The organism is Streptomyces griseobrunneus (assembly GCF_046713465.1).
GTDB classification, from domain to species: Bacteria; Actinomycetota; Actinomycetes; order Streptomycetales; family Streptomycetaceae; genus Streptomyces; species Streptomyces microflavus.
Window position 1 is genome coordinate 4575722 of sequence record NZ_CP177080.1, and the last position, 20963, is coordinate 4596684.

20 protein-coding genes are annotated in these 20963 nt (G+C 71.8%); 12 read left to right on the forward strand and 8 right to left on the reverse strand.

Annotated features, from left to right (window positions below):
* The first annotated feature begins 13 nt into the window (after positions 1–13).
* Positions 14–1102, forward strand: coding sequence for a lysophospholipid acyltransferase family protein (locus ACK8N7_RS20870; protein WP_500443645.1), 1089 nt, complete (start codon positions 14–16; stop codon positions 1100–1102).
* A gap of 64 nt (positions 1103–1166) precedes the next feature.
* On the opposite strand, the gene ACK8N7_RS20875 is transcribed toward ACK8N7_RS20870, so the two are convergent.
* From ACK8N7_RS20875 to ACK8N7_RS20885, 3 genes are all read right to left on the reverse strand, one after another.
* On the reverse strand, positions 1167–2387 hold the full coding sequence (locus tag ACK8N7_RS20875) for a DUF5667 domain-containing protein (RefSeq protein ID WP_403212862.1): 1221 nt from the start codon (positions 2385–2387) through the stop codon (positions 1167–1169).
* 300 nt (positions 2388–2687) lie between these two features.
* Positions 2688–3464: an ECF subfamily RNA polymerase sigma factor, BldN family gene (locus tag ACK8N7_RS20880; protein WP_015609298.1), complete on the reverse strand. Its 777-nt coding sequence runs from the start codon at positions 3462–3464 to the stop codon at positions 2688–2690.
* Positions 3465–3710: 246 nt separating this feature from the next.
* Positions 3711–4667 (reverse strand): HAD family hydrolase, encoded by a 957-nt coding sequence (locus ACK8N7_RS20885; protein WP_403212860.1) that lies wholly within the window; start codon positions 4665–4667, stop codon positions 3711–3713.
* A 136-nt stretch (positions 4668–4803) separates the two neighbouring features.
* Here ACK8N7_RS20885 and ACK8N7_RS20890 point away from each other — a divergent pair, with 136 nt between their 5' ends.
* The 6 genes from ACK8N7_RS20890 (at position 4804) to hemB (ending at position 11390) form a co-directional block, all read left to right on the forward strand.
* The gene (locus ACK8N7_RS20890; protein ID WP_500443648.1) at positions 4804–5079 is read left to right on the forward strand and encodes a glutaredoxin family protein; all 276 of its coding nucleotides are present in this window, start codon (positions 4804–4806) and stop codon (positions 5077–5079) included.
* A 272-nt stretch (positions 5080–5351) separates the two neighbouring features.
* Positions 5352–6119: a redox-sensing transcriptional repressor Rex gene (locus ACK8N7_RS20895; protein ID WP_031126363.1), complete on the forward strand. Its 768-nt coding sequence runs from the start codon at positions 5352–5354 to the stop codon at positions 6117–6119.
* On the forward strand, positions 6116–7609 hold the full coding sequence (locus ACK8N7_RS20900; RefSeq protein WP_403212856.1) for a glutamyl-tRNA reductase: 1494 nt from the start codon (positions 6116–6118) through the stop codon (positions 7607–7609). The genes ACK8N7_RS20895 and ACK8N7_RS20900 overlap by 4 nt, the downstream gene beginning before the upstream one ends.
* Positions 7606–8592, forward strand: a complete 987-nt coding sequence (hemC, locus tag ACK8N7_RS20905) for a hydroxymethylbilane synthase (RefSeq protein WP_403212855.1) — start codon at positions 7606–7608, stop codon at positions 8590–8592. The genes ACK8N7_RS20900 and hemC overlap by 4 nt, the downstream gene beginning before the upstream one ends.
* Positions 8589–10259, forward strand: a complete 1671-nt coding sequence (locus ACK8N7_RS20910; RefSeq protein WP_403212853.1) for a bifunctional uroporphyrinogen-III C-methyltransferase/uroporphyrinogen-III synthase — start codon at positions 8589–8591, stop codon at positions 10257–10259. Before hemC ends, ACK8N7_RS20910 begins: the two co-directional genes overlap by 4 nt.
* Positions 10260–10385: 126 nt before the next feature.
* Positions 10386–11390, forward strand: coding sequence for a porphobilinogen synthase (gene hemB, locus ACK8N7_RS20915; RefSeq protein ID WP_403212852.1), 1005 nt, complete (start codon positions 10386–10388; stop codon positions 11388–11390).
* Between the two features lie 7 nt (positions 11391–11397).
* Here the strand turns inward: hemB and ACK8N7_RS20920 are convergent, their stop codons facing one another.
* The 3 genes from ACK8N7_RS20920 to ACK8N7_RS20930 form a co-directional block, all read right to left on the reverse strand.
* Positions 11398–11874, reverse strand: coding sequence for a hypothetical protein (locus tag ACK8N7_RS20920; RefSeq protein WP_403212850.1), 477 nt, complete (start codon positions 11872–11874; stop codon positions 11398–11400).
* An 18-nt stretch (positions 11875–11892) separates the two neighbouring features.
* A complete protein-coding gene (locus ACK8N7_RS20925; protein WP_031126358.1) occupies positions 11893–12234 on the reverse strand; it encodes a hypothetical protein in 342 nt (113 codons plus the stop codon).
* 177 nt (positions 12235–12411) lie between these two features.
* Complete coding sequence (locus ACK8N7_RS20930; RefSeq protein WP_403212848.1) at positions 12412–13236, reverse strand: DUF4253 domain-containing protein; 825 nt, start codon at positions 13234–13236, stop codon at positions 12412–12414.
* A 172-nt stretch (positions 13237–13408) separates the two neighbouring features.
* On the opposite strand from ACK8N7_RS20930, the gene ACK8N7_RS20935 reads away from it, so the two are divergent.
* On the forward strand, positions 13409–13987 hold the full coding sequence (locus ACK8N7_RS20935) for a dihydrofolate reductase family protein (protein WP_403212846.1): 579 nt from the start codon (positions 13409–13411) through the stop codon (positions 13985–13987).
* A gap of 67 nt (positions 13988–14054) precedes the next feature.
* On the opposite strand, the gene ACK8N7_RS20940 is transcribed toward ACK8N7_RS20935, so the two are convergent.
* Entirely contained in the window at positions 14055–14792 is a 738-nt protein-coding gene (locus ACK8N7_RS20940; RefSeq protein ID WP_500443652.1) for a DUF4232 domain-containing protein, read from the reverse strand.
* Positions 14793–14985: 193 nt separating this feature from the next.
* Here ACK8N7_RS20940 and ACK8N7_RS20945 point away from each other — a divergent pair, with 193 nt between their 5' ends.
* The 4 genes from ACK8N7_RS20945 to ACK8N7_RS20960 all read left to right on the forward strand — a co-directional run bounded on the left by ACK8N7_RS20945 (position 14986) and on the right by ACK8N7_RS20960 (position 19094).
* Positions 14986–16329, forward strand: a complete 1344-nt coding sequence (locus ACK8N7_RS20945) for a helix-turn-helix domain-containing protein (protein ID WP_500443654.1) — start codon at positions 14986–14988, stop codon at positions 16327–16329.
* A 43-nt stretch (positions 16330–16372) separates the two neighbouring features.
* Positions 16373–16555 carry a hypothetical protein gene (locus ACK8N7_RS20950; protein WP_500443656.1) on the forward strand — a complete coding sequence of 61 codons (183 nt, stop codon included), beginning with the start codon at positions 16373–16375 and terminating at the stop codon, positions 16553–16555.
* Positions 16556–17310: 755 nt separating this feature from the next.
* Complete coding sequence (locus ACK8N7_RS20955) at positions 17311–18564, forward strand: phospholipase D-like domain-containing protein (RefSeq protein WP_403212838.1); 1254 nt, start codon at positions 17311–17313, stop codon at positions 18562–18564.
* 92 nt (positions 18565–18656) lie between these two features.
* A complete protein-coding gene (locus ACK8N7_RS20960) occupies positions 18657–19094 on the forward strand; it encodes a GvpU-like protein (RefSeq protein WP_031126063.1) in 438 nt (145 codons plus the stop codon).
* Between the two features lie 71 nt (positions 19095–19165).
* On the opposite strand, the gene argS is transcribed toward ACK8N7_RS20960, so the two are convergent.
* Positions 19166–20938 carry an arginine--tRNA ligase gene (argS, locus tag ACK8N7_RS20965; RefSeq protein ID WP_403212836.1) on the reverse strand — a complete coding sequence of 591 codons (1773 nt, stop codon included), beginning with the start codon at positions 20936–20938 and terminating at the stop codon, positions 19166–19168.
* Between the last annotated feature and the right edge of the window lie 25 nt (positions 20939–20963).

Below are 20963 nucleotides of genomic sequence, written 5' to 3' on the forward strand. Positions count from 1 at the left end.
GAGCGCATCCACGATGGCGGACGCCAAGGTCATTCCGTTCGACGACGACCGTTCGCGGGCCGGGTCCGCGTCGCGTCCGGCGCGGCGCCGGACCGGGGCGGGCTCCGGCGGCGGCCGGGGCGACGGCTCCACGGCCCCTGTGAGCGCCCTGCCGGGCGGGCGGCTCCCCGATGTCCCCTCGGACGGGGCGGAGGGGGCGCAGGACCCGCAGCAGCCTCAGGAGGAGGCTGTGGGCGGGGTGGGTGCGCCGGCCGATGCGGGTGGTGGCTGGGACCGGCGGATCGCGGGCGGGCTGGCGTTCCTGCGGCGGCGGGTCACCGGCGACTACGAGGTCGACGAGTTCGGTTACGACAAGGAGCTCACCGACCAGGTCCTGATGTCGGCGCTCCGGCCGCTGGCGGACAAGTACTTCCGGGTCGAGGTGAAGGGCATCGAGAACATCCCGTCGGACGGCGGGGCGCTCATCGTGGCCAACCACTCCGGGACGCTGCCGCTGGACGGGCTGATGCTCCAGGTCGCGGTGCACGACAACCATCCGGCCGAGCGCCATCTGCGGCTGCTCGCCGCCGATCTGGTCTTCCACCTGCCGGTCGTCAACGAGCTGGCGCGCAAGGCCGGGCACACGCTGGCCTGTGCGGAGGACGCGCAGCGGCTGCTGGAGCTCGGCGAGATCGTCGGGGTGATGCCGGAGGGGTTCAAGGGCATCGGCAAGCCGTTCGGTGACCGCTACAAGCTGCAGCGCTTCGGGCGGGGCGGGTTCGTCTCGACGGCGCTGCGGGCGGGGGCGCCGATCGTGCCGTGCTCGATCGTGGGCGCCGAGGAGATCTATCCGATGATCGGCAACGCGAAGACGCTGGCCCGGCTGCTGGGCTTCCCGTACTTCCCGATCACGCCGACGTTCCCGTGGCTGGGGCCGCTGGGGGCGGTGCCGCTGCCGACGAAGTGGACGATCCAGTTCGGTGAGCCGATCCCGACGGACGGCTATCCGCCGGAGGCGGCCGAGGACCCGATGCTGATGTTCAACCTGACGGACCAGGTGCGTGAGCAGATCCAGCACACGCTGTACAAGCTGCTGGTGCAGCGGCGGTCGGTCTTCTTCTGAGGGCTCGGGTACGTGAGAGGGGGCCGGTGCGCGATCCGCGTACCGGCCCCCTCTCACGTATGTCCTACGGCTTGGGCTTGAGGTTCTCCCCGTCGATCCCCAGGCCGGGGAGGAGCCCGGGGAGCAGCGGGGGCAGTGTGACGTCGGGGGCGGGGCGGGGCGGGGTGCTCGGCCGGTCCTCCGGGGACGGCTGGGTGAGGCCGTCCGTGGGGAGGTCGTCGAGCAGTCCGTCCGTACCGCCGTCGAGGAGGCCGTCCTCGGGGGCGGAGCCGGAGGAGCCCGCCGGACCCGAGGGATTCGGCGCGGTGCTGGAGTCGGTGCGGCCCTCGGAGGGGGAGGGGGGCGCGGGGGCGGGGTCGTCGGTCCGGGGGGATCCGGTGTCCGGTGTGGTGGAGTCGGAGCGCCCGGTGTCCTCGCTGCCGCCCGGGGTGCGGGGGAGGAGGGACTGGAGCGGGGCGACGTCGTCCTCTATGGCCTCGAAGACCGAGCTGACCTGGTCGCGGATGTCGGTGAGCTGGACGGGCAGCCGGTCGCGGATGCTGCTCCAGGTGGAGCGGTGCGAGCGGGAGAAGGTGTCCAGGGTCTGCATGGGGCCGATGGAGCCGTCGCGCTGGTAGGCGGAGTGGAGCAGGCGGTGGCCCTCGGAGGCGTCGTGTGACATGCCGTTGAGTGCGCGTCTGACGGCGCCGAGGGATTCGTGGTCCAGCTCGCCGGAGCGGCCGCGCTCCATGAGTCTGCGGGCCTCGCTGAGCCGGGTGGACGCCTGGTCGAGGTAGACCTCGCCGCGGTCGGCGTCGCCCTTGGCCATGCCGAGGCTGATGTCCTCCATCCCGCGCTTCAGCCCGTACAGCGAGTCACCGGGCAGGGCGTCGGAGCTGGCAGCGGCCACTCCGCCGAAGGCGCCGGCTGCCACACCCACGGTGAGCCCACCGGCGGTGAGCCCTTTCGCCCAGCGGGAGCGGGGACGCAGTTTGCGCAGTGGTGAGGCCCGGTGGGCCCCCTTGCCCCGTTGCACGGGCACCGTAGGGCCCGTCGATGCGCCGCCCTCGGCGAACATGGCCTCCATGGCCGCGACGAGCTGGGCTCGCTGCACCACTTTGACCTCGGGGTCCAACTGCGGCTTCGGTAGCTCACCGAGGCCGTTCGCCAGGGCCAACAGCGGTCCGCGGTCGGCCTGGTCGGCCGGTTCCTCGGGCTGTACGGCCGCCGCACCCTGGGGGTTCTGCTCCTCCAGGGCCTGGGCGAAGGCGTTCGCCCGCCGGTGTGCCGAAACGTTTGCGATCACTGGCGGCACCTCCTCTCGTCATGACGGTCGACTCCCCTGGCGGTCCGGAAGGTTGCACACCTTGAGCGTTTCCACTCGATGGAGTGAGTGGCCACGGACATGGGGTGACGACAGGGGGCCTGCAACCGGCACAACGAGTCGCTCGGCACTTGGGTTACGCACGAAAGATGATCGGACCAGTGCGTGATGGAACGGTCACTCTCCGGTCCGGTCGTCTCCGGTCCGGTCACGTCCGGTCCGTCACTTTTCGGTCCGTCACTTTTCGGTCCGTCACTTTTCGGTCCGTCACTTTCGGTCCGGTCAGCGGGCGTCGTCCGGCAGGAGCCGGGCGAGCGTCCGGACGGCGCGGTACTGCAGGGTCTTGATCGCGCCTTCGTTCTTTCCCATCACCCGGGCCGTCTCGGCGACCGAGAGGCCTTGCAGGAAGCGGAGCGTGACGCACTCCTGCTGCTGTGGATTGAGTCGGCGCACGGCCTGGAGCAGTGCGGCGTTGGAGAGGGACTCCAGGACGGAGTCCTCGGGGGAACGCGCCACCTCGTTGGCGTCGAGCATTTCGCCGGTGGTCACTTCCAGTCGGAACCGACTGGATTTGAAGTGGTCGGCGACCAGGTTGCGAGCGATGGTGACCAGCCAGGCGCCGAAGTCACGGCCCTGCCAGGTGAACGTGGAGATACGGCGCAGCGCGCGGAGGAAGGTCTCACTGGTGAGGTCCTCCGCGGTCGCCTTGCCGCCCACGCGGTAGTAGATGTACCGGTACACGGTGTCGCTGTACTGGTCGTACAGGCGGCCGAAGGCGTCGGCCTCGCCGGCCTGCGCGCGCTCGACGAGATCCATCATGCGCGCGCTGTCGCTGTCCGCCGTGGGACGGCGGACGGTCGACGTGGTCGAGGCGGCGCGGGTAGTGCGTCTTCCGACCGCCGCACTGCGTTCGGCCATGGCGTAGCAGGGGCCGGCAGGTGCAGGGGTGGCAAAGGCGGGGACGGCGTACGCGGTGGGGACGAAGCCGCGCAAGCGGTCAATGACCGATGCACGCAGCGTAGCCAGGCCCGAGGCGTCAACCCCGACGTGTGGGTACACGGGACTCCCAGAGGCAGAGCTTCCATCACGAGCAGTTCGAAAAACGTCACTCGTCGTAGCGAGCGGCGGTCTCCGTGATGCGTCTGAGGAGAATAACGCTTCGTGCAGGCGGCGCTACACCCAGTTGCCTAAATCATCGATTACGTCGTTTCTTGTATCGCTAGGTGACGCATCGAGCAGCACATCGTGACCAGTTATTGATCGGATTGCTTCGTGATCTGTCGCTCTGCCGCTCTCGCGCTGTGGTCAGCGGCGGCGGCGGTGCAGGGCGAGAGCGGCGGCGGTGCCGCCCGCCAGTGCGCCGACCCCGGCCGCGGCGGGGATGCCGACCTTGGCCGCCTTGCGGCCGGTGCGGTAGTCGCGCAGCCGCCAGTCCAGGGCGCGGGCGTGCTTGCGGAGCTTGGTGTCCGGGTTGATCGCGTAGGGGTGGCCGACCAGCGAGAGCATCGGGATGTCGTTGTGCGAGTCGCTGTAGGCGGCGCAGCGTTCCAGGTCCAGCTCCTCGGCCGCCGCCAGGGCGCGTACCGCTTCGGCCTTGGCGGGGCCGTGCAGGGGCTCGCCCACCAGGCGGCCGGTGTAGACGCCGTCGACCGATTCGGCGACGGTGCCGAGCGCGCCGGTCAGGCCGAGCCGGCGGGCGATGATGGTGGCGGTCTCCACCGGGGCGGCGGTGACCAGCCAGACGCGCTGGCCTGCGTCCAGGTGGGCCTGGGCCAGGGCGCGGGTGCCGGGCCAGATGCGGTCGGCCATGTACTCGTCGTAGATCTCCTCGCCGATGGACATCAGCTCGGAGACGCGGTGACCCTTGACGATGGAGAGCGCGCTGTCGCGGGCGTCCTGCATGTGCTCCGGGTCCTCGACGCCGGCCAGCCGGAACCACGCCTGCTGCCAGGCGAACCGGGTGAGCTCGCGGCGCTCGAAGAACTTCCGCTTGTACAGGCCCCGGCCGAAGTGGAAGATCGCGGCGCCCTGCATGACGGTGTTGTCGAGGTCGAAGAAGGCGGCGGCGCGGTCGTCGCCGGCGACGGGGAACGCGGGCTCCTCGGGGGAGGCGGCGTCCGGTTCTTCCGGTGCCTTGGTCAGGAGGGCGGATTCGTCCTCGGCCGAGGTCTTGCGTGCGGCCTCGGCCGCGGCCTCGCCTGCCAGGACGCTCCGTGCAGTCGCCGAACGCCTACGGGGTGTGAGCCATCCAAGAGCGGCCATGCGGTGAGCATAGCCAGTCCGTCCGTACGTGCCCGACCTGCCGGGATGCGACGGCGTGAACTCTGCGGGGCCGAATCGTTAATCGGGCGATTCCGGGCGGTCCGCCGGTGGAGCGGACAGGCGCAGAATGAGGGGCATGAGTGCTCTGCTGCGTCGTACGAAGAAGAGGCCCGCCGACCGTGTGGTCACCCTCGTGGGGAAGTCTGGATGTCATCTGTGCGAGGACGCGCGGGCGGTGGTGAGCGCGGTCTGCGAGGAGACCGGTGCGTCGTGGGTGGAGAAGGACATCACGCAGGACGAGGAGCTGTACAAGGAGTACTGGGAGCAGATTCCGGTGGTGCTGATCGATGACGAACAGCACACGTTCTGGCGGGTGGACCCCGGGAGACTGCGCAAGGCACTGGGTGCGTGAGTGAAACTCGGTTAACATCATGGGCGTTTTGAGTGGTCTCGGGGGCGTAGACATGAGGAGTGTGTACCGCTTTGCCCCCTTCGAGGTTGCAACGGGCTGATGCGGTCCTTGGTTCCGGGATCGCACGGGCAATGTGCGTGACCCCGGTCACTTTGACCGGACAAAACGGACATCATCTTTGTGCACGCGTTCACAAAGACATAGCCTGCATTCGACGGGGCGGTCATGGGACATACGGCCGCCTGCAGCCCCGCTCATCCCGCAGGAGCACCGTGGCAACTGGCCGAACTCACCGACCGGCGACCCGTAGCCGAGGAATTCCCGAGGCCACCGTCGCCCGACTTCCGCTGTACCTGCGCGCACTCACCGCGCTCTCCGAGCGATCCGTTCCCACGGTCTCCTCGGAGGAGCTGGCCACCGCGGCCGGGGTCAACTCCGCGAAGCTGCGCAAGGACTTCAGCTACCTGGGGTCCTACGGCACCCGCGGTGTCGGGTACGACGTCGAGTATCTCGTCTACCAGATCTCCCGCGAGCTCGGCCTCACCCAGGACTGGCCGGTCGCCATCGTCGGCATCGGCAACCTCGGCGCGGCCCTCGCCAACTACGGCGGCTTCGCCTCCCGCGGCTTCCGGGTCGCCGCGCTGATCGACGCCGACCCCGCCATGGCCGGTACGCCGGTGGCCGGGATCGCCGTCCAGCACACGGACGACCTGGACCGGATCATCAGCGACAACGGTGTGTCCATCGGCGTGATCACCACCCCGCCCGGCGCCGCCCAGCAGGTCTGCGACCGGCTCGTGGCCGCGGGTGTGACCTCCATCCTGAACTTCGCGCCGACCGTTCTCTCGGTGCCCGAGGGCGTCGACGTACGCAAGGTCGACCTCTCCATCGAGCTCCAGATCCTGGCCTTCCACGAGCAGCGCAAGGCCGGGGAGGACGCGCCCCCGGAGGGCGACGACCCCGAGGCCCCGCCGATGCGTGCCACGCCCGCGAGCCGGAAGGGACCCGACGGGGACATGCCCGCCGTGATGCCGGCATGAGCCTCCTCGTCGTCGGACTGAGCCACCGCAGCGCCCCCGTCTCCGTACTGGAGCGGGCCTCCCTCGCTGCCGACACCCAGGCCAAGCTGCTCCAGGACACCCTCGCCGCGGAACCCGCGACCGAGGCCGCCGTGCTGGCCACCTGCAACCGCATCGAGCTGTACGCGGACGTGGACAAGTTCCACGCGGGCGTCGCCGAGCTCTCCACCCTGCTCGCCCAGCACAGCGGCGTCGGACTGGACGAGCTCACTCCGTATCTCTACGTGCACTACGAGGACCGGGCCGTCCACCACCTCTTCTCGGTGGCCTGCGGCCTGGACTCGATGGTCGTCGGCGAGGGCCAGATCCTCGGCCAGATCAAGGACGCGCTCGCGCGCGGCCAGGAGCTGCACACCGCCGGACGGCTGCTCAACGACCTCTTCCAGCAGGCCCTGCGGGTCGGCAAGCGCGCCCACAGCGAGACCGGCATCGACCGGGCCGGGCAGTCGCTCGTCTCCTTCGGACTCCAGCAGCTCGCCGCCGGTGCCGACCCCGGGCTCTGGGCCCGCGGCAAGCGCGCCCTGGTGATCGGCGCGGGCTCGATGTCCTCGCTGGCCGCCGCCACCCTGGCCCGGACCGGGGTCGCCGAGATCGTGGTCGCCAACCGGACCCGCTCCCGCGCCGACCGGCTGGTGGAGATCCTCCAGCAGGGCGACGACACCACGGTTCGCGCCCACGCCGTCGAGATGTCCGCGGTCGGCGACGAACTGACACGTGCCGACGTCGTCGTCTCCTGCACCGGCGCCACCGGCCTCGTGCTCACCGCCGACGCCCTCGCGGACGCCCTCGGCGTCACCCTGGACACCCCGGCCGAGCCGGAGGCCGTGACGGCCGCCCCGGCCCCGGCCGACGTCGACCAGCACGCCGCCTGGGTGGAGAACGGTTCCGCCGCCTCCGCCCCGGCCGCCCCGCGCCGCGTCGTCCTGCCCGCGCAGTCCACCGGACCGGTGAAGCTCGCCCTGCTCGACCTCGCCATGCCGCGCGACATCGACGGCGCCGCCCACCGCATCGACGGGGTGCGCCTCGTCGACATCGAGTCGCTCGCCGACGCCTCCGCCGACGCCCCGATGGCCGCCGACGTGGACCAGGTGCGCACGATCGTCGCCGACGAGGTGGCCGCCTTCGGCGCCGCCCAGCGCGCCGCCCATGTCGCACCGACCGTGGTCGCCCTGCGCACCATGGCCGCCGACGTCGTCGCCGGCGAGATCGCCCGGCTGGACGGCCGCCTCCCCGACCTGGACGAGAAGCAGCGCGCCGAGATCACCCAGACCGTGCGCCGCGTCGTCGACAAACTCCTGCACGCGCCCACCGTGCGGGTCAAACAGCTGGCCAGCGAGCCCGGCGGCGCCGGGTACGCGGACGCGCTGCGCGAACTCTTCGACCTCGACCCGCAGACGGTGGCCGCCGTCTCCCGGGCAGACCTGAACGACCCGAATAGAGGGCGGTCATGACCGACAACTCATCGCCGGGCGCGCGGAGTTCCGCGCCGCTCCGGCTGGGCACCCGGCGCTCCAAGCTCGCCATGGCCCAGTCCGGCCTCGTCGCCGAGGCGGTCCGCGAGGTGACCGGGCGCGCCGTCGAGCTCGTCGAGATCACCACGTACGGGGACACCTCCCGCGAGCACCTGGCGCAGATCGGCGGCACCGGCGTGTTCGTCGCGGCCCTGCGCGAGGCGCTGCTGCGGGGCGAGGTGGACTTCGCCGTCCACTCGCTCAAGGACCTGCCGACCAGCCAGCCCGACGACCTGGTGCTGGCGGCCGTGCCGCCGCGCGAGGACCCGCGCGACGCCCTGGTGGCCCGCGACGGGCTGACTTTCGCGCAGCTGCCCGAAGGCGCCCGCATCGGCACCGGTTCGCCGCGCCGCATGGCGCAGCTCAACGCGTACGCCCGCTCCCACGGCCTGCGGATCGAGACCGTCCCCATCCGGGGCAACGTCGACACGCGGATCGGGTTCGTGCGGGACGGGGAGCTCGACGCGGTGGTTCTCGCCGCCGCCGGGCTCAGCCGTCTCGGCCGGACCGGTGAGGTGACCGACTTCCTGCCGGTCGACACCGTCCTGCCCGCTCCCGGCCAGGGAGCACTGGCGATCGAGTGCGCTGCCACAAGCGCCGACCTCGCCGCCGCGCTCGCCGAGCTCGACGACCCGTACACCCGGGTCGCCGTGACCGCCGAACGTGCCCTGCTCGCCGCCCTGGAGGCCGGCTGCTCCGCACCTGTGGGTGCGCTGGCCGACCTCCTGGCCGACGGACAGGTTGTCAACGAACTGCGCCTGCGCGGAGTCGTCGGTTCCACCGACGGTTCCTCGCTGGTACAGCTGTCCACCACCGGTCCCGTCCCCACGTCGCACGACGACGCGGCGGCCCTCGGTCGCGAACTCGCGGCCGAGATGCTCGCCAAGGGTGCGGCCGGTCTTATGGGGGAGCGAGTACTTTGAGCCCCACCGGCCCCGCCGCATCCGACTTTCCTGCCCTGTCCCCACGAGGTCAGGTCACCTTCCTCGGCGCCGGTCCCGGCGACCCGGGACTGCTGACGCTGCGCGCCGTCGAGGCGCTTGCGAGCGCGGACGTCCTTGTCGCCGAACCGGACGTTCTCGACGTCGTTCGCGGTCATGCGCGGGCAGGCGTAAGCACGCCTGAGCTGACGGTTGTTGACGTGTCGTCAACAGCCGTCGGGGTACCCGTTCTCAGGGATGCGGCCAATCTTGTCATGGAGGCCGCGAAGGGCGGCAGGCGGGTGGTCCGTGCTGTCGCGGGCGACCCGGGCCTGGACGGCAACGCGGGCGTGGAGATGCTCGCCTGCGCTGCCGCCGGGGTGCCCTTCGAGGTCGTCCCGGGCGTCGCGAACGCCGTCGGCGTGCCCGCGTACGCCGGGGTGCCGCTGCGCGACGCGCAGGGTGCCGACGTGCGCTTCGTCGACGCCCGTACCGCCTCCGACCGGTGCTGGAGCGAGGTCGGCGCGAGTGATGCGACCGCCGTCGTCTCCACCACGCTGGACTCGGTCGCGGCCGCCGCCGGTGAGCTGGTCTCCGCGGGCCGCAAGCCCGACACCCCGCTCACGGTGACGATCGGTGGCACCACCACCCGCCAGCGCACCTGGACGGCGACCCTCGGGACGATCGCCCAGACCCTCAAGCAGGCGAAGGTGCTGCCCTCTCCGGAGGGGCACCGGCCGGTCATAGCCGTGGTCGGTGAGCGCAGCTCCACCGCCCAGCGCGACCAGCTCGCGTGGTTCGAGTCCAAGCCGCTGTTCGGCTGGAAGGTGCTCGTACCGCGTACGAAGGAGCAGGCCGCGTCGCTCTCCGACCAGCTGCGTTCCTACGGTGCGGTGCCGCACGAGGTCCCGACGATCGCCGTCGAGCCGCCGCGTACACCCCAGCAGATGGAGCGCGCGGTCAAGGGCCTGGTCACCGGGCGCTACGAGTGGATCGCCTTCACCAGCGTCAACGCCGTCAAGGCGGTGCGGGAGAAGTTCGAGGAGTACGGGCTGGATGCCCGTGCGTTCGCCGGGATCAAGGTCGCGGCCGTCGGTGAGCAGACCGCCGCCGCCCTGGTCGACTTCGGTGTGAAGCCGGACCTGGTGCCCTCCGGTGAGCAGTCCGCCGCCGGGCTGCTGGAGGACTGGCCGCCCTACGACCCGGTCTTCGACCCGATCGACCGGGTGTTCCTGCCGCGCGCCGACATCGCCACCGAGACCCTGGTGGCCGGGCTGATCGAGCTGGGCTGGGAGGTCGACGACGTCACGGCGTACCGCACGGTCCGCGCCTCGCCGCCGCCGGCCGACACCCGCGAGGCGATCAAGGGCGGCGGCTTCGACGCGGTCCTGTTCACCTCGTCCTCGACCGTCCGCAACCTGGTCGGCATCGCGGGCAAGCCGCACAACGTGACCGTCATCGCGTGTATCGGCCCGGCCACCGCGAAGACCGCCGAGGAGCACGGCCTGCGCGTGGACGTCCTGTCCCCCGAGCCGTCCGTGCACAAGCTCGCCGAGGCGCTCTCCGCCTTCGGTGCGCAGCGGCGGGACGCGGCGAAGGAGGCCGGCGACCCGGTGACCCGGCCGAGCGAGCGCCGCCCGGGTGCGCGCAGGCGCCGGACGACGACCTGAGTGTCGTAGCCGTACGTGGATGAGTGGGTCCGGTCGCTTCGGCGGCCGGGCCCGCTGCCGTTCCCGGGGCCTTTCCCGTCGCGGGTGTCGGTAAGCGGGTGATGTGAGCGGGTCTATCGTCGGAGGATGACTGCGTACGGAAACTTCCCCGGCTCCCGCCCCCGGCGGCTGCGGACGACCCCGGCGATGCGGCGGATGGTCGCCGAGACACGGCTCGACCCCGCGAACCTGATCCTCCCCGCGTTCGTACGGGAGGGCATCGACGCCCCGGTCGCCATCTCGGCCATGCCCGGCGTGCACCAGCACACCCTGGACACCCTGCGGAAGGCGGCCGTCGAGGCGGTCTCGGCCGGGGTCTCGGGGATCATGCTCTTCGGTGTCCCGGAGGACGCGAAGAAGGACGCCCGGGGCACGGCGGGCACCGACCCCGACGGCATCCTCCAGGTCGCCCTGCGGGCGGTCCGCGAGGAGGTCGGGGACGATCTCGTCGTCATGTCGGACCTGTGCCTGGACGAGTACACCGACCACGGCCACTGCGGGGTCCTGGACGCCGGCGGCCGCGTGGACAACGACGCGACCCTGGAGCGGTACGCGGAGATGGCCCAGGTCCAGGCGGACGCCGGGGCCCATGTGGTGGGCCCCAGCGGCATGATGGACGGCCAGGTCGGCGTCATCCGGGACGCGCTGGACCAGACGGGGTACGAGGACGTGTCGATCCTCGCCTACACCGCGAAGTACTCCTCCGCCTTCTACGGCCCCTTCCGTGAGGCCGTCGGCTCCTCGCTGACCGGTGACCGCAAGACCTACCAGCAGGACCCGGCCAACGCCCGGGAGTCGCTGCGGGAGCTGGCGCTCGACCTGGAGGAGGGCGCCGACATGGTCATGGTGAAGCCCGCCGGACCGTATCTGGACATCCTCGCCAAGGTCGCGGAGTCGGTGGACGTGCCGGTCGCGGCTTACCAGATCAGCGGCGAGTACGCGATGATCGAGGCCGCCGCCGAGAAGGGCTGGATCGACCGGGACAAGGCGATCCTGGAGAGCCTGACCGGTATCCGGCGGGCCGGGGCGCAGATGATCCTCACCTACTGGGCGACCGAGGTCGCCCAGTGGCTCGGACGCGGCAGGGACTGAGAGCGGCTCAGGGGCTGCCGGCTCCGGTCTCCTGGAGCCGGTGGGCCTCCTTGATGGAGAAGCGGGCGCTGTCCCGTACCAGCGGGTCCTGGTCCGCCCGGGCGGTGGAGTCCAGGGCCATCGCGACGAGCGGGTCCGAGGTGTAGGGCGCCAGCGACATCGCCGCGTACTGGCGGACCAGGTCCTCCTCCGGGCCCCGCAGGGCGGTGAGCAGGGCGCGGCCCGCGCGGCGGCGGAGGTCGGGGTCGTCGGGGGGCCAGACGCGCAGGACGGTGGCGCTCTCGACGCGGGCGAGGTCGTACTCCTCGGCGTCGGCGACCACCGACACGAGGAACGGCAATGCCTGGGCGTTGGCGTCCAGTTCGGTGATGATCTCGCGCTTGCGGTCACTGCCGGGGGGCAGTGCGCGGTACTCGGCTATCAGGCGTTCGGCGGCTTCGGCCGCTGCCGCGGCCGCCGTGGTCGGGGGGTGCGTGTCGTTCATGGGGGTGGACACTTTCTGTCAGGGCCAGTCGACCAGTGCCATGAATGCTACGAAAGTGACCACGAGTGTGGTGGGTGCGGCCAGCGCCAGGCCCACCCGGCGGGCTACGTTGCGGAGCTGCCAGGGGGTGGCCCAGCTCGCGATCAGGGCCATCAGGGTCAGCAGCAGGCCCACCAGCAGGACGGTCCACGCGGGGCCGAAGCTCGCGTCGAAGCGGTCGGCCGCGGCGCCGTTGCAGGAGTCGCACGCCATCGGCGTGAGGCCGCCGACGAACAGGGCGATCAGTGCCATCGGCAGGGTCACGATCGTGGTGATCAGCGGGGCGATCCAGGCGCGGGGGTCGCGTGCGGTGTCGGGCATGCGTACGAGTCAACCTCGGGCGGCGGTCGCTCGCATGAGTACGGGGGCTCAGCCGCCCGGTGGTCCGTCCGCCCGGGGGTGGGGCTCCGGGCGGACGCTCACAGCCGCCGCCCGGGCCGCGCTGCTACGACGTGATCCTGCTGAGGCCCGACCGGTGCCCGGCGGGGCGGTCCCTCGTCAGTCCCACCAGAACGACCACACTTCCTGGTCGAGGAGGTGCTTCTCCGCGTAGACGTCCAGGTCGTACGGCGGGGACTGGTCGATGTTGTCCGGGCAGAACGCGTAGTGCTCGGCGGCCAGCGCGCGGGCCTCCTCCAGGGTGGCCGGCGGGCGGCCCACGGAGACGATCATCGTGTCGAAGCCGAGCACCACGACCCGCAGGTCGTAGCGGTCCTCCCAGGAGCGGAGCACGGCGCAGAGCCGGGCCACGTCGTTCTCGTGGTTCATCGGGCCGGACCAGCCGATCGCCGCCGGTATGTCGGCGGTGCGGCGGGCCGGGACGAGGGCGAGCCGGGCCCCCGCCAGCCAACTGTCGGGGTCGGCGGTGATGATGTCGGCGAGCTCGGCGGCCGCCGCGTCCGGGTCGCCCGGGGCCTCCTGCGCGGGCGCCGGGGCGAGGCCGGGCCAGGGGCCGGGGGCGCGCTCCGGTTCCGGGGCGTCCTGCGGGCCGCCGCCCACCTCGTCGTCCGCGTACTGCGTCCAGTACCCCGCCAGCACCTCTTCGGCATCGTGGTCGCCCGCGTACGAGGTGGCGTCCGGGCAGAGGTCCCACGCCTCGGGCCACTGATCGCGCGAGCCCCCGTTGACCAGCACCGGCAGCAGCCCCAGCCGCCGTCCGGCCGCGCGCAGGGCGGCCCAGTCGCCGGGAGCGGCGGGCCCGTCCGCGTACCAGAGCAGCGGTTCGTGCCACGGGCCGTCGAGCGTGGCGTCCACCAGGGAGCCGGGCGGGAGGTCCAGGCCCGAGGAGGCCAGGGAGGGCAGGGGATTCGGGAGCGTCGCCATGGAGGTGACTCTAGGCGGCACCACTGACAACGCCGGTGCCGGAAGGAGGGGAGGCAGGGGACCGAGGACGTCCGGGTGACTTCGCCCGACTCGGCACCGGAGACGCCCTGTTCGGCCCGAGCGCGCGTAGTGTCGCGGAGGCCTGTTTCCGGCGATTGCGGTGGGTGGTTCCATGAACAAGATCGTCTCGTCCATCTCGGTCTCCCTCGACGGCTTCTTCGAGGGGCCGGACCGGGATATCGAGTGGCATTCCGTCGACGAGGAGGTGCACCAGCACTTCAACGACGTCCTCCGGACGGCGGGCGCGTTCGTCGAGGGGCGCGTCACCTATCAGCTGATGGAGGAGTTCTGGCCGACCGCCGACCAGGATCCCGCCAGTGCCGGGCCGATGGCCGAATTCGCCGGCATCTGGCGGGAGATGCCGAAGTACGTCTACTCCCGGACGCTGGAGAGCGTGGGGCCGGGGGCGACCCTGCTGCGCGAGGTGGACCGGGACCAGGTGTGCGCGGTGCGCGACGCGGCCGCCGGGGACCTGATCGTCGGCGGGGCGGACCTGGTGGAGACGTTCCGGCGGCTGGACCTCGTGGACGAGTACCGCGTCTACGTCCACCCCGTCCTCCTCGGCGGGGGCCGCCCGTTCTTCGGGGAGGGGGCGCACCGGCAGGGGCTGCGGCTCCTGGAGACCAGGGCCTTCGGCAACGGGGTGGTGCTCCTGCGGTACGAGACGGATCCGGCACCGGCCGACGCGTGATGCGGCGGAGGGCCGACGCGTGAACCGTACGTACGGTTCACGCGTCGGCGTGTAGGGCGATCCGGCGTCAGAAGGTGAGCGCCGTCGCCCGGTCCGACTGCCAGTAGGTGACGAAGCCGTTGTCGTCCCAGTAGGTCTCGGCGGGGAGCTTCAGCTTGGCGGGCGTGTCGTAGGTCGAGCCGTTCCGCTTGGCGAAGTGCACCGACAGGTTCTTGCTCTTGTGGAGCGTGCCCTGGCCGGGCTCGCCGGTCAGGCCGATGCCCGCGTACGCCTCCTCGCCGGGGGCGAGCGTGACCACGGCCTGCGGCTTGCTGTCCTCCAGGATCGGGAAGACGGACTGGGCGCCGTCGAAGCCGAGGCGCGGCGCGTAGTAGGCGTCGCAGAGGCCCGAGCCGGTGTTCTTCAGGGTGAGCAGCAGGTGGTTGATCGGGCGGCTCACCTTGGTGACCGTCACCTCGGTGTTCGCGGTCGTGCAGGCGGTGCGGGCCGTGGCGGAGGCCGGGGCCGCCTTCTCGGTGCCGCTGTGGGCTGTTTCGTTCCCGTTGCCGCCCGCGTGCTTGCCCCGGGCGGGGGTGGAGGCGTTCTCGGCGGGGGCCCCGGTGGGCGGGGCGGTGGTCTCCGGCGTCTGCGGCCGGGTGGATTCGGCCTTGCCGTCGGTGCCCGACGCGGCCGGGTTCGACGCGGCGGCCGGGGCCGGGCCGGCGCTCTTGGTGCCTTCGTTGCCGCCGCCGCAGGCGGTCAGCGAGAGGGCGGCCACGAGTGCGGTGGCGGCGAGCGCGGTGGTGCGGATGCGGTTGGTGCGCATGGCTGTGGTACTCCCCGTGGTCGGTACGTCGGTCGGTGCTGCGGTCTGGTCCGAGCTTGTGGGGTGGCTGATTCCGGCCGCAACGCCTGGCGAACCATTGGGGATGCCGGAACGTCTACGCATACGGTGACCTGCGGGAATTCCGCGTCCCTGGAACGCCGTTCCGGGACGGATGAGGGAGGGGAACGCCGTCGTGGCGACGCCTGAGGCCGAGCATTTCGCGGCCCTGCTGAAGGAACTGAAGGACCGTTCGGGGCGTAGCTACGGGGTACTGGCCGGGAGACTGCACGTCAGTACGTCGACGCTCCACCGGTACTGCAACGGTGACGCCGTGCCCAACGAGTACGCCCCCGTCGAGCGGTTCGCGCGGCTGTGCGGGGCGGTGGGCGACGAATTGGTGGAGGTGCACCGGCGGTGGATCGTGGCGGACGCGGCCCGGCGGCGGCCTGCGGGGGCGGTACCGGGTGCGGCGGTTCCGGTTCCGGCGGCACCCGCATCGGTGTCGGCACCGGAGCCCGTTCCCGTGCCCGATCCCGAGCCTCCCGTCGTCGTCACCACCCCGGGCGGCAACCGCTCCCCGTGGGCCAGGCTCTCCCGGCGTACGCGGGTGCTGATCGCAGCCGCCGGGGTCGCCGCCCTCCTCGTGCCCACCACCGTCGTCGCCACCGCTCTCGTCGGGTCGCGGGCGGAGGGCGGCGCGGGCGCTCCGGACCGGGCCGGCCGGGCGGCCGGCGGCACCTCAGTGCCCCCTGCCCCGACCGTCTCCCGCACCTCCGGGGCCCCGGCCTCCCCCTCCCCGAGCGTTTCCCCGTCCGCGTCCCCCGGCGGGGCGTCGGACGGGCCCTCCGCGGAGCCCGGCGTGCCCGGCGGCTCCGGTACGAAGCGGTCCCAGGGCGGCACCACCACCGGCCTCGGCGCACCGCCGGCCGTCACCATCTCCTCGTACAACTGGGACGAGCCCTGCGGCCAGTTCTACCTGCTGGACCGGGGGCCGGAAGGTGTGGCTCCGCCGCCCCCGCCGCAGGACCGGCGGGGCTGGGCCCGGTCGTACGGCGGGGTGGACGCCGGGAGCATGCTGCTCCAGCTGACCGTGCAGGGCACCTCGCGCGAGGCGGTCGTCCTGAAGGGCCTGTATGTGCGGGTGCTGTCCCGCAAGGCCCCGCTGCCCTGGTCGGCGTACCTGATGGGCAACGGCTGCGGCAGCGGCATCGCGCCGCAGACCTTCGCCTCCGATCTGGATGCCGGGCACCCGGTCATCACTCCGGTGCCGGGGACGCAGGGCGACCGGGTGATCCCGGCCGTGCCCTTCCCGTACAAGGTGTCGTCCGAGGACGTGGAGGTCTTCAACCTCGACATGAAGGCCCAGGGGTACGACGTCAGCTGGTACCTGGAGCTGAAGTGGAGCAGCGGCGGGCGTGAGGGGATGCTGCGGATCGACGACCAGGGGAAGCCGTTCCGGACGAGCGGGATGCGGGGGCGGCCGATGTACACGTACGGCAACGACGAGGTGAAGTGGGAGCCGTACCAGGCAGGTTGAGGGAGGGGCGGACCACTGTCCGTGGCAGCGGCCCGTCCCCGTCGTGATCAGGGGGGACGCGGCGCGGGCGGAGCGGGAGGCGAACGCGCGCCAGCTGTTGGCGATGTCCTTGGCGGGGGCGCCGGCCGCCTTCCAGAAGTCGCGCCAGGGCTGCACCTCCAGCGCCTCCACCTCGAACCGCACCCCGTCCGCCGAGACGAACGGCGGCCGGGCCGTGCGGCGGTAGGGCGGGCTCGGGACCTCCTCCGGCTCGTCCCCGGCCGTCGCGGCGGCCACGTACGGCCCGAGGGAGAAGAGCGCCGCCTGCGCCACGCTGACCCGGGCCGTGCGGACCGGGGTGCCCCGCAGGCCGGAGAGGGTGCCCAGGTAGTCGGTGCCGAGCGGGCGCGGGCCGCCGTTGGCCCGGCCGTGGAGGGCCATGAGCCCGGTGGCCGCCTGGGCGGTGGTCTCGTCGAACGGCGTCGGGTCCCCGGGGGCCAGCCCCGCAGGACCAGGTCCGTGCCCGGGGCGTGGTGCGGTCCGCCGAGGCCGATGACGGTCTCCGGGCCGGCCGTGGCGTAACGGTCCCGCACCGGGGCCGTGCTTCCGTTCCCGTGCCAGGCCCCGAGCTTGGGCCAAACCGGGCGCCGAGCCGGGTGAGGTGGTCGCGGACGACCTCGGTCGCGGTGGCGAGGCCGGCGGGCGGGGCGGGCGGCAGGTGGACCAGGTGACCGTCGAGCGGGAGGGCCTCGCTGGTGGTGAGCGGCGAGAGCGGTGGCGTGGATGTCAACGGGTCCTCCGGATCGGCCCGCGTGGGGGAGCAGTTGGGCCGGGGGGACGAGGATCGGAGGCCTGTCCTCGGATCAGGTCCGGCGTGATCCGTACGACAGGCGCTGAGCCCTGCCCGCAGCCGGGAGTACAGTCTGCGAGGCCCTGGCGGCCCGCGCCGGTGCGGCAGTGCCGGTCGGTGGGCCGCCCCACCCCCGTACCCCCAGGTGACCGATGTCCGGCATAGCCCAAGCCTCCGAACGAGCCGACCAGGATCCGAGCGACCGCAGTACGGAACGCCGTGCACAGGAAGAACTCGACCCGCGCGTCTGCGATGAGCGCTCCCAGCGGCTCAGACGCAGGCTGGAGCGGCTGATCGGGATCGCGGCGACCGAGGGCAACGCGCTTGTCCCGCTGCGCAACGGCGACCAGATCTTCGGCGCGATGCTGAAGGCGATCCGGGGTGCCGAGCACACCGTCGACATGATGACCTTCGTCTACTGGCGGGGTGACATCGCGCAGGAGTTCGCCGAGGCGCTCGCCGACCGGGCGCGGGCCGGCGTCCGGGTCCGGCTGATGCTGGACGGCTTCGGGTCCCGGCTGATCGAGAAGGACCAGCTGGACATGATGGACGAGGCCGGGGTGACGGTGGCCTGGTTCCGCAAGCCGCTCTACCTCTCGCCGCTCAAGCAGAACCACCGCTGCCACCGCAAGGTCCTCATCACCGACGAGTCCACCGCGTTCACCGGCGGCGTCGGGATAGCCGAGGAGTGGTGCGGCGACGCGCGCAACGAGCACGAGTGGCGCGACACCCATGTGCAGGTCCGCGGCCCCGCGGTCGACGGACTGGCCGCCGCCTTCGCGCAGAACTGGGCCGAGTGCCAGGAGGAACTGTTCGACGACCGCGACCGGTTCGTGGCGAGCGACCGCCACGGTGACGCCGTCGTCCAGGTCGTGCGCGGTTCGTCGTCCTTCGGCTGGCAGGACATGCAGACCCTGATGCGGGTCGTTCTCGAATCCGCCGAGGAGCGCATCCGCCTCACCACCGCCTACTTCGCGCCCGACGACTACTTCACCGGTCTGCTCTGCGCCGCCGCCCGGCGCGGTGTGGAGGTCGAGATCCTGCTGCCGGGCCCGCACACCGACAAGCGGGTCTGCCAGCTCGCCGGTCAGCGCCACTACGAGGAGCTGACCGCGTGCGGGGTGAAGATCTACCAGTACCAGCCGACGATGATGCACACCAAGAGCGTCACCATCGACCGGATTGCCTCCCTCATCGGCTCCACCAACTTCAACCGGCGCTCCCTCGACCACGACGAGGAGGTCATGCTCGCCGTCCTCGACGGGGAGTTCACCGCCGCGCTCGACGGCCACTTCGACGAGGACCGGGACAAGAGCGTCCTGATCGAGCGCGGCCGGTGGAAGCGGCGCGACGTCCTCCAGCGGGTGCGGGAAGCTGCCGTCGTGCCGATCCGCCGCTACCTCTGAGACCGGCCGGCGGGTGTGGGCGGGGGCAGGCCGGGCAGGCGGGGAGAGCAGCCACGTCGTCCGTCATGTGCGTCATGTGAAGGGAAGGGCCCATGAGCGTCTCAGCCGACACCTCTCCGGCACCGGCAGCCGCAGTGATCACCGAGCCCCTGCCCGACCTCCAGCTCCAGTTGCTCATCCAGCTCCTGGACGAGGATCCGCGCTCCAGCCTGCCCCTCACCCTCACCCACCCCGGCGGCCTCCTGCACGGTGATGTGATCGGGCACGAGCAGTGGAAGGCCGAGTGGGCCAGGAGCCTGCGCCAGGTCGAGGGCGAGGGCGCCAACCTGCTCGCCGAGTTCCCCGAGACGGTCGACCAGGGCGTACGGGAGCTGCACGGCCAGGAGGACGCGGCGACCGCCCGGCTGCCGCGCTGGATCCACCTGCGGGACGTGACGCTCCTCGGTGGGGCCATCAGCGCGGTCTCGCTGCCGCTGTGGCGCGGCCGGCTCTCCGACGTGTCGGGATGGGCGCTGGGCCGCCCGCAGTGACGACCTACGTACGAGGTCGGCCCCGGCACCTGTGAAAGGTGCCGGGGCCGACCTGCGTACGGCTGGTGGGGTCAGAGCCGCTCGGGCGTCCGGATGCCGAGCAGTTCCATGCCCCGGTGCAGGGTCCGGGCGGTGAGGTCCACCAGGAAGAGCCGGTTCTCGACGACCTCGGGCGCGTTGTCCGGGCTGAGCACCTGGCACTGGTCGTAGAACGTGGTCAGGTGCGACGCCAGCTGGTACAGATACGCGGCCAGCTTGTGCGGCTCGTACCCCGAGGCGACCTCGCCGAGCACCTCGCCGAACTGGTCCAGGTGCAGGCCGAGCGCGCGCTCCGCCGGGGCCAGCGCCAGCTCCGGGTGGGCGGCCGGAACCGCGTCGCCCGCCTTGCGCAGGATCGACCGGATCCGGGCGTACGCGTACTGGAGGTAGACCGAGGTGTCGCCGTGCAGCGACACCATCTGGTCCAGGTCGAACTTGTAGTCCCGCACGGCGGAGGTCGACAGGTCCGCGTACTTCACGGCCCCGATGCCGACGTACCGGCCGTTCTCCACGATCTCGTCCTCGGAGAGCCCGACCTTCTCCGCCTTCTCCCGGACGACCGCCGTGGCCCGGGAGACCGCCTCGTCGAGGAGGTCCTCCAGCCGCACGGTCTCGCCCTCACGGGTCTTGAACGGCTTGCCGTCCTTGCCCAGGACCGTGCCGAACGCGAGCTGCACGGCCTGCACGTCCTCGTTGAGCCAGCCCGCCCGGCGGGCCGTCTCGAAGACCATCTTGAAGTGCAGCGACTGCCGGGCGTCCACCACGTACAGCAGGGTGTCGGCCTTGAGGTTCTGCACCCGGTCGCGGATCGCGGAGAGGTCGGTGGCCGCGTAGCCGTAACCGCCGTTCGTCTTCTTCACGATGAGCGGGACCTTGTTGCCGTCAGGACCCAGGACATCGTCGAAGAAGACGCACAGCGCACCCTCGGAGCGGACGGCGACACCCGTCTCCTCCAGGATCCGGCAGGTCTCCTCCAGCATGTCGTTGTAGCCGGACTCACCGACGATGTCGGGGTCGCGGACCTCCATGTCGAGCTTGTCGAAGACGGAGTGGAAGTAGATCTTCGACTCGTCGACGAAGCCCTGCCACAGCTCCAGCGTCTCGGGGTCCCCGGCCTGGAGGGCCACCACCCGGTCCCGCGAGCGCGCCTTGAACTCCTCGTCGGAGTCGAACAGCGCACGCGACGCCTTGTAGACGCGGTTCAGCGTCGACATCGCCGCCTCGCCGTCCGCCGCGTCGCCCTCGTGCTTCAGGGCGCCCGGGTGCTCGATCAGATACTGGATGAGCATGCCGAACTGGGTGCCCCAGTCGCCGATGTGGTGGCGCCGGACCACGCTCTCGCCGGTGAACTCCAGGATCCGGACCATGGCGTCGCCGATGACCGCCGACCGCAGGTGGCCGACGTGCATCTCCTTCGCCACGTTCGGCTGGGCGTAGTCGATGACCGTGGTCCCGGCCGCCGCGTCCACCGGGACGCCGAGGCGGCCCTCGGTGTCGGCGTGCCGGGCGGCCAGCGTCTCGACGATCGCCTTGTCCGCGAGGGTGATGTTGAGGAAGCCGGGCCCGGAGACCTCGATGTCCTTGATCAGCTCACCCGCCGGGAGGGCGGCCGTGACCTGGCCGGCGAGCTCCCGCGGGTTGCCCTTGAGCTTCTTGGCGAGCGCCAGGATGCCGTTGGCCTGGAAGTCGGCCCGGTCGCTTCGGCGCAGCAGCGGGTCCGCGGTGCCGGCATCCGGCAGAGCTGCCGTCAGGGCGTCCGCCAGCTGCTGCTGGAGCGTGGAAGCGAGGGAAGGGACCGAGGCCATGGCTGGCTGCCGTTTCCGTAGGGGT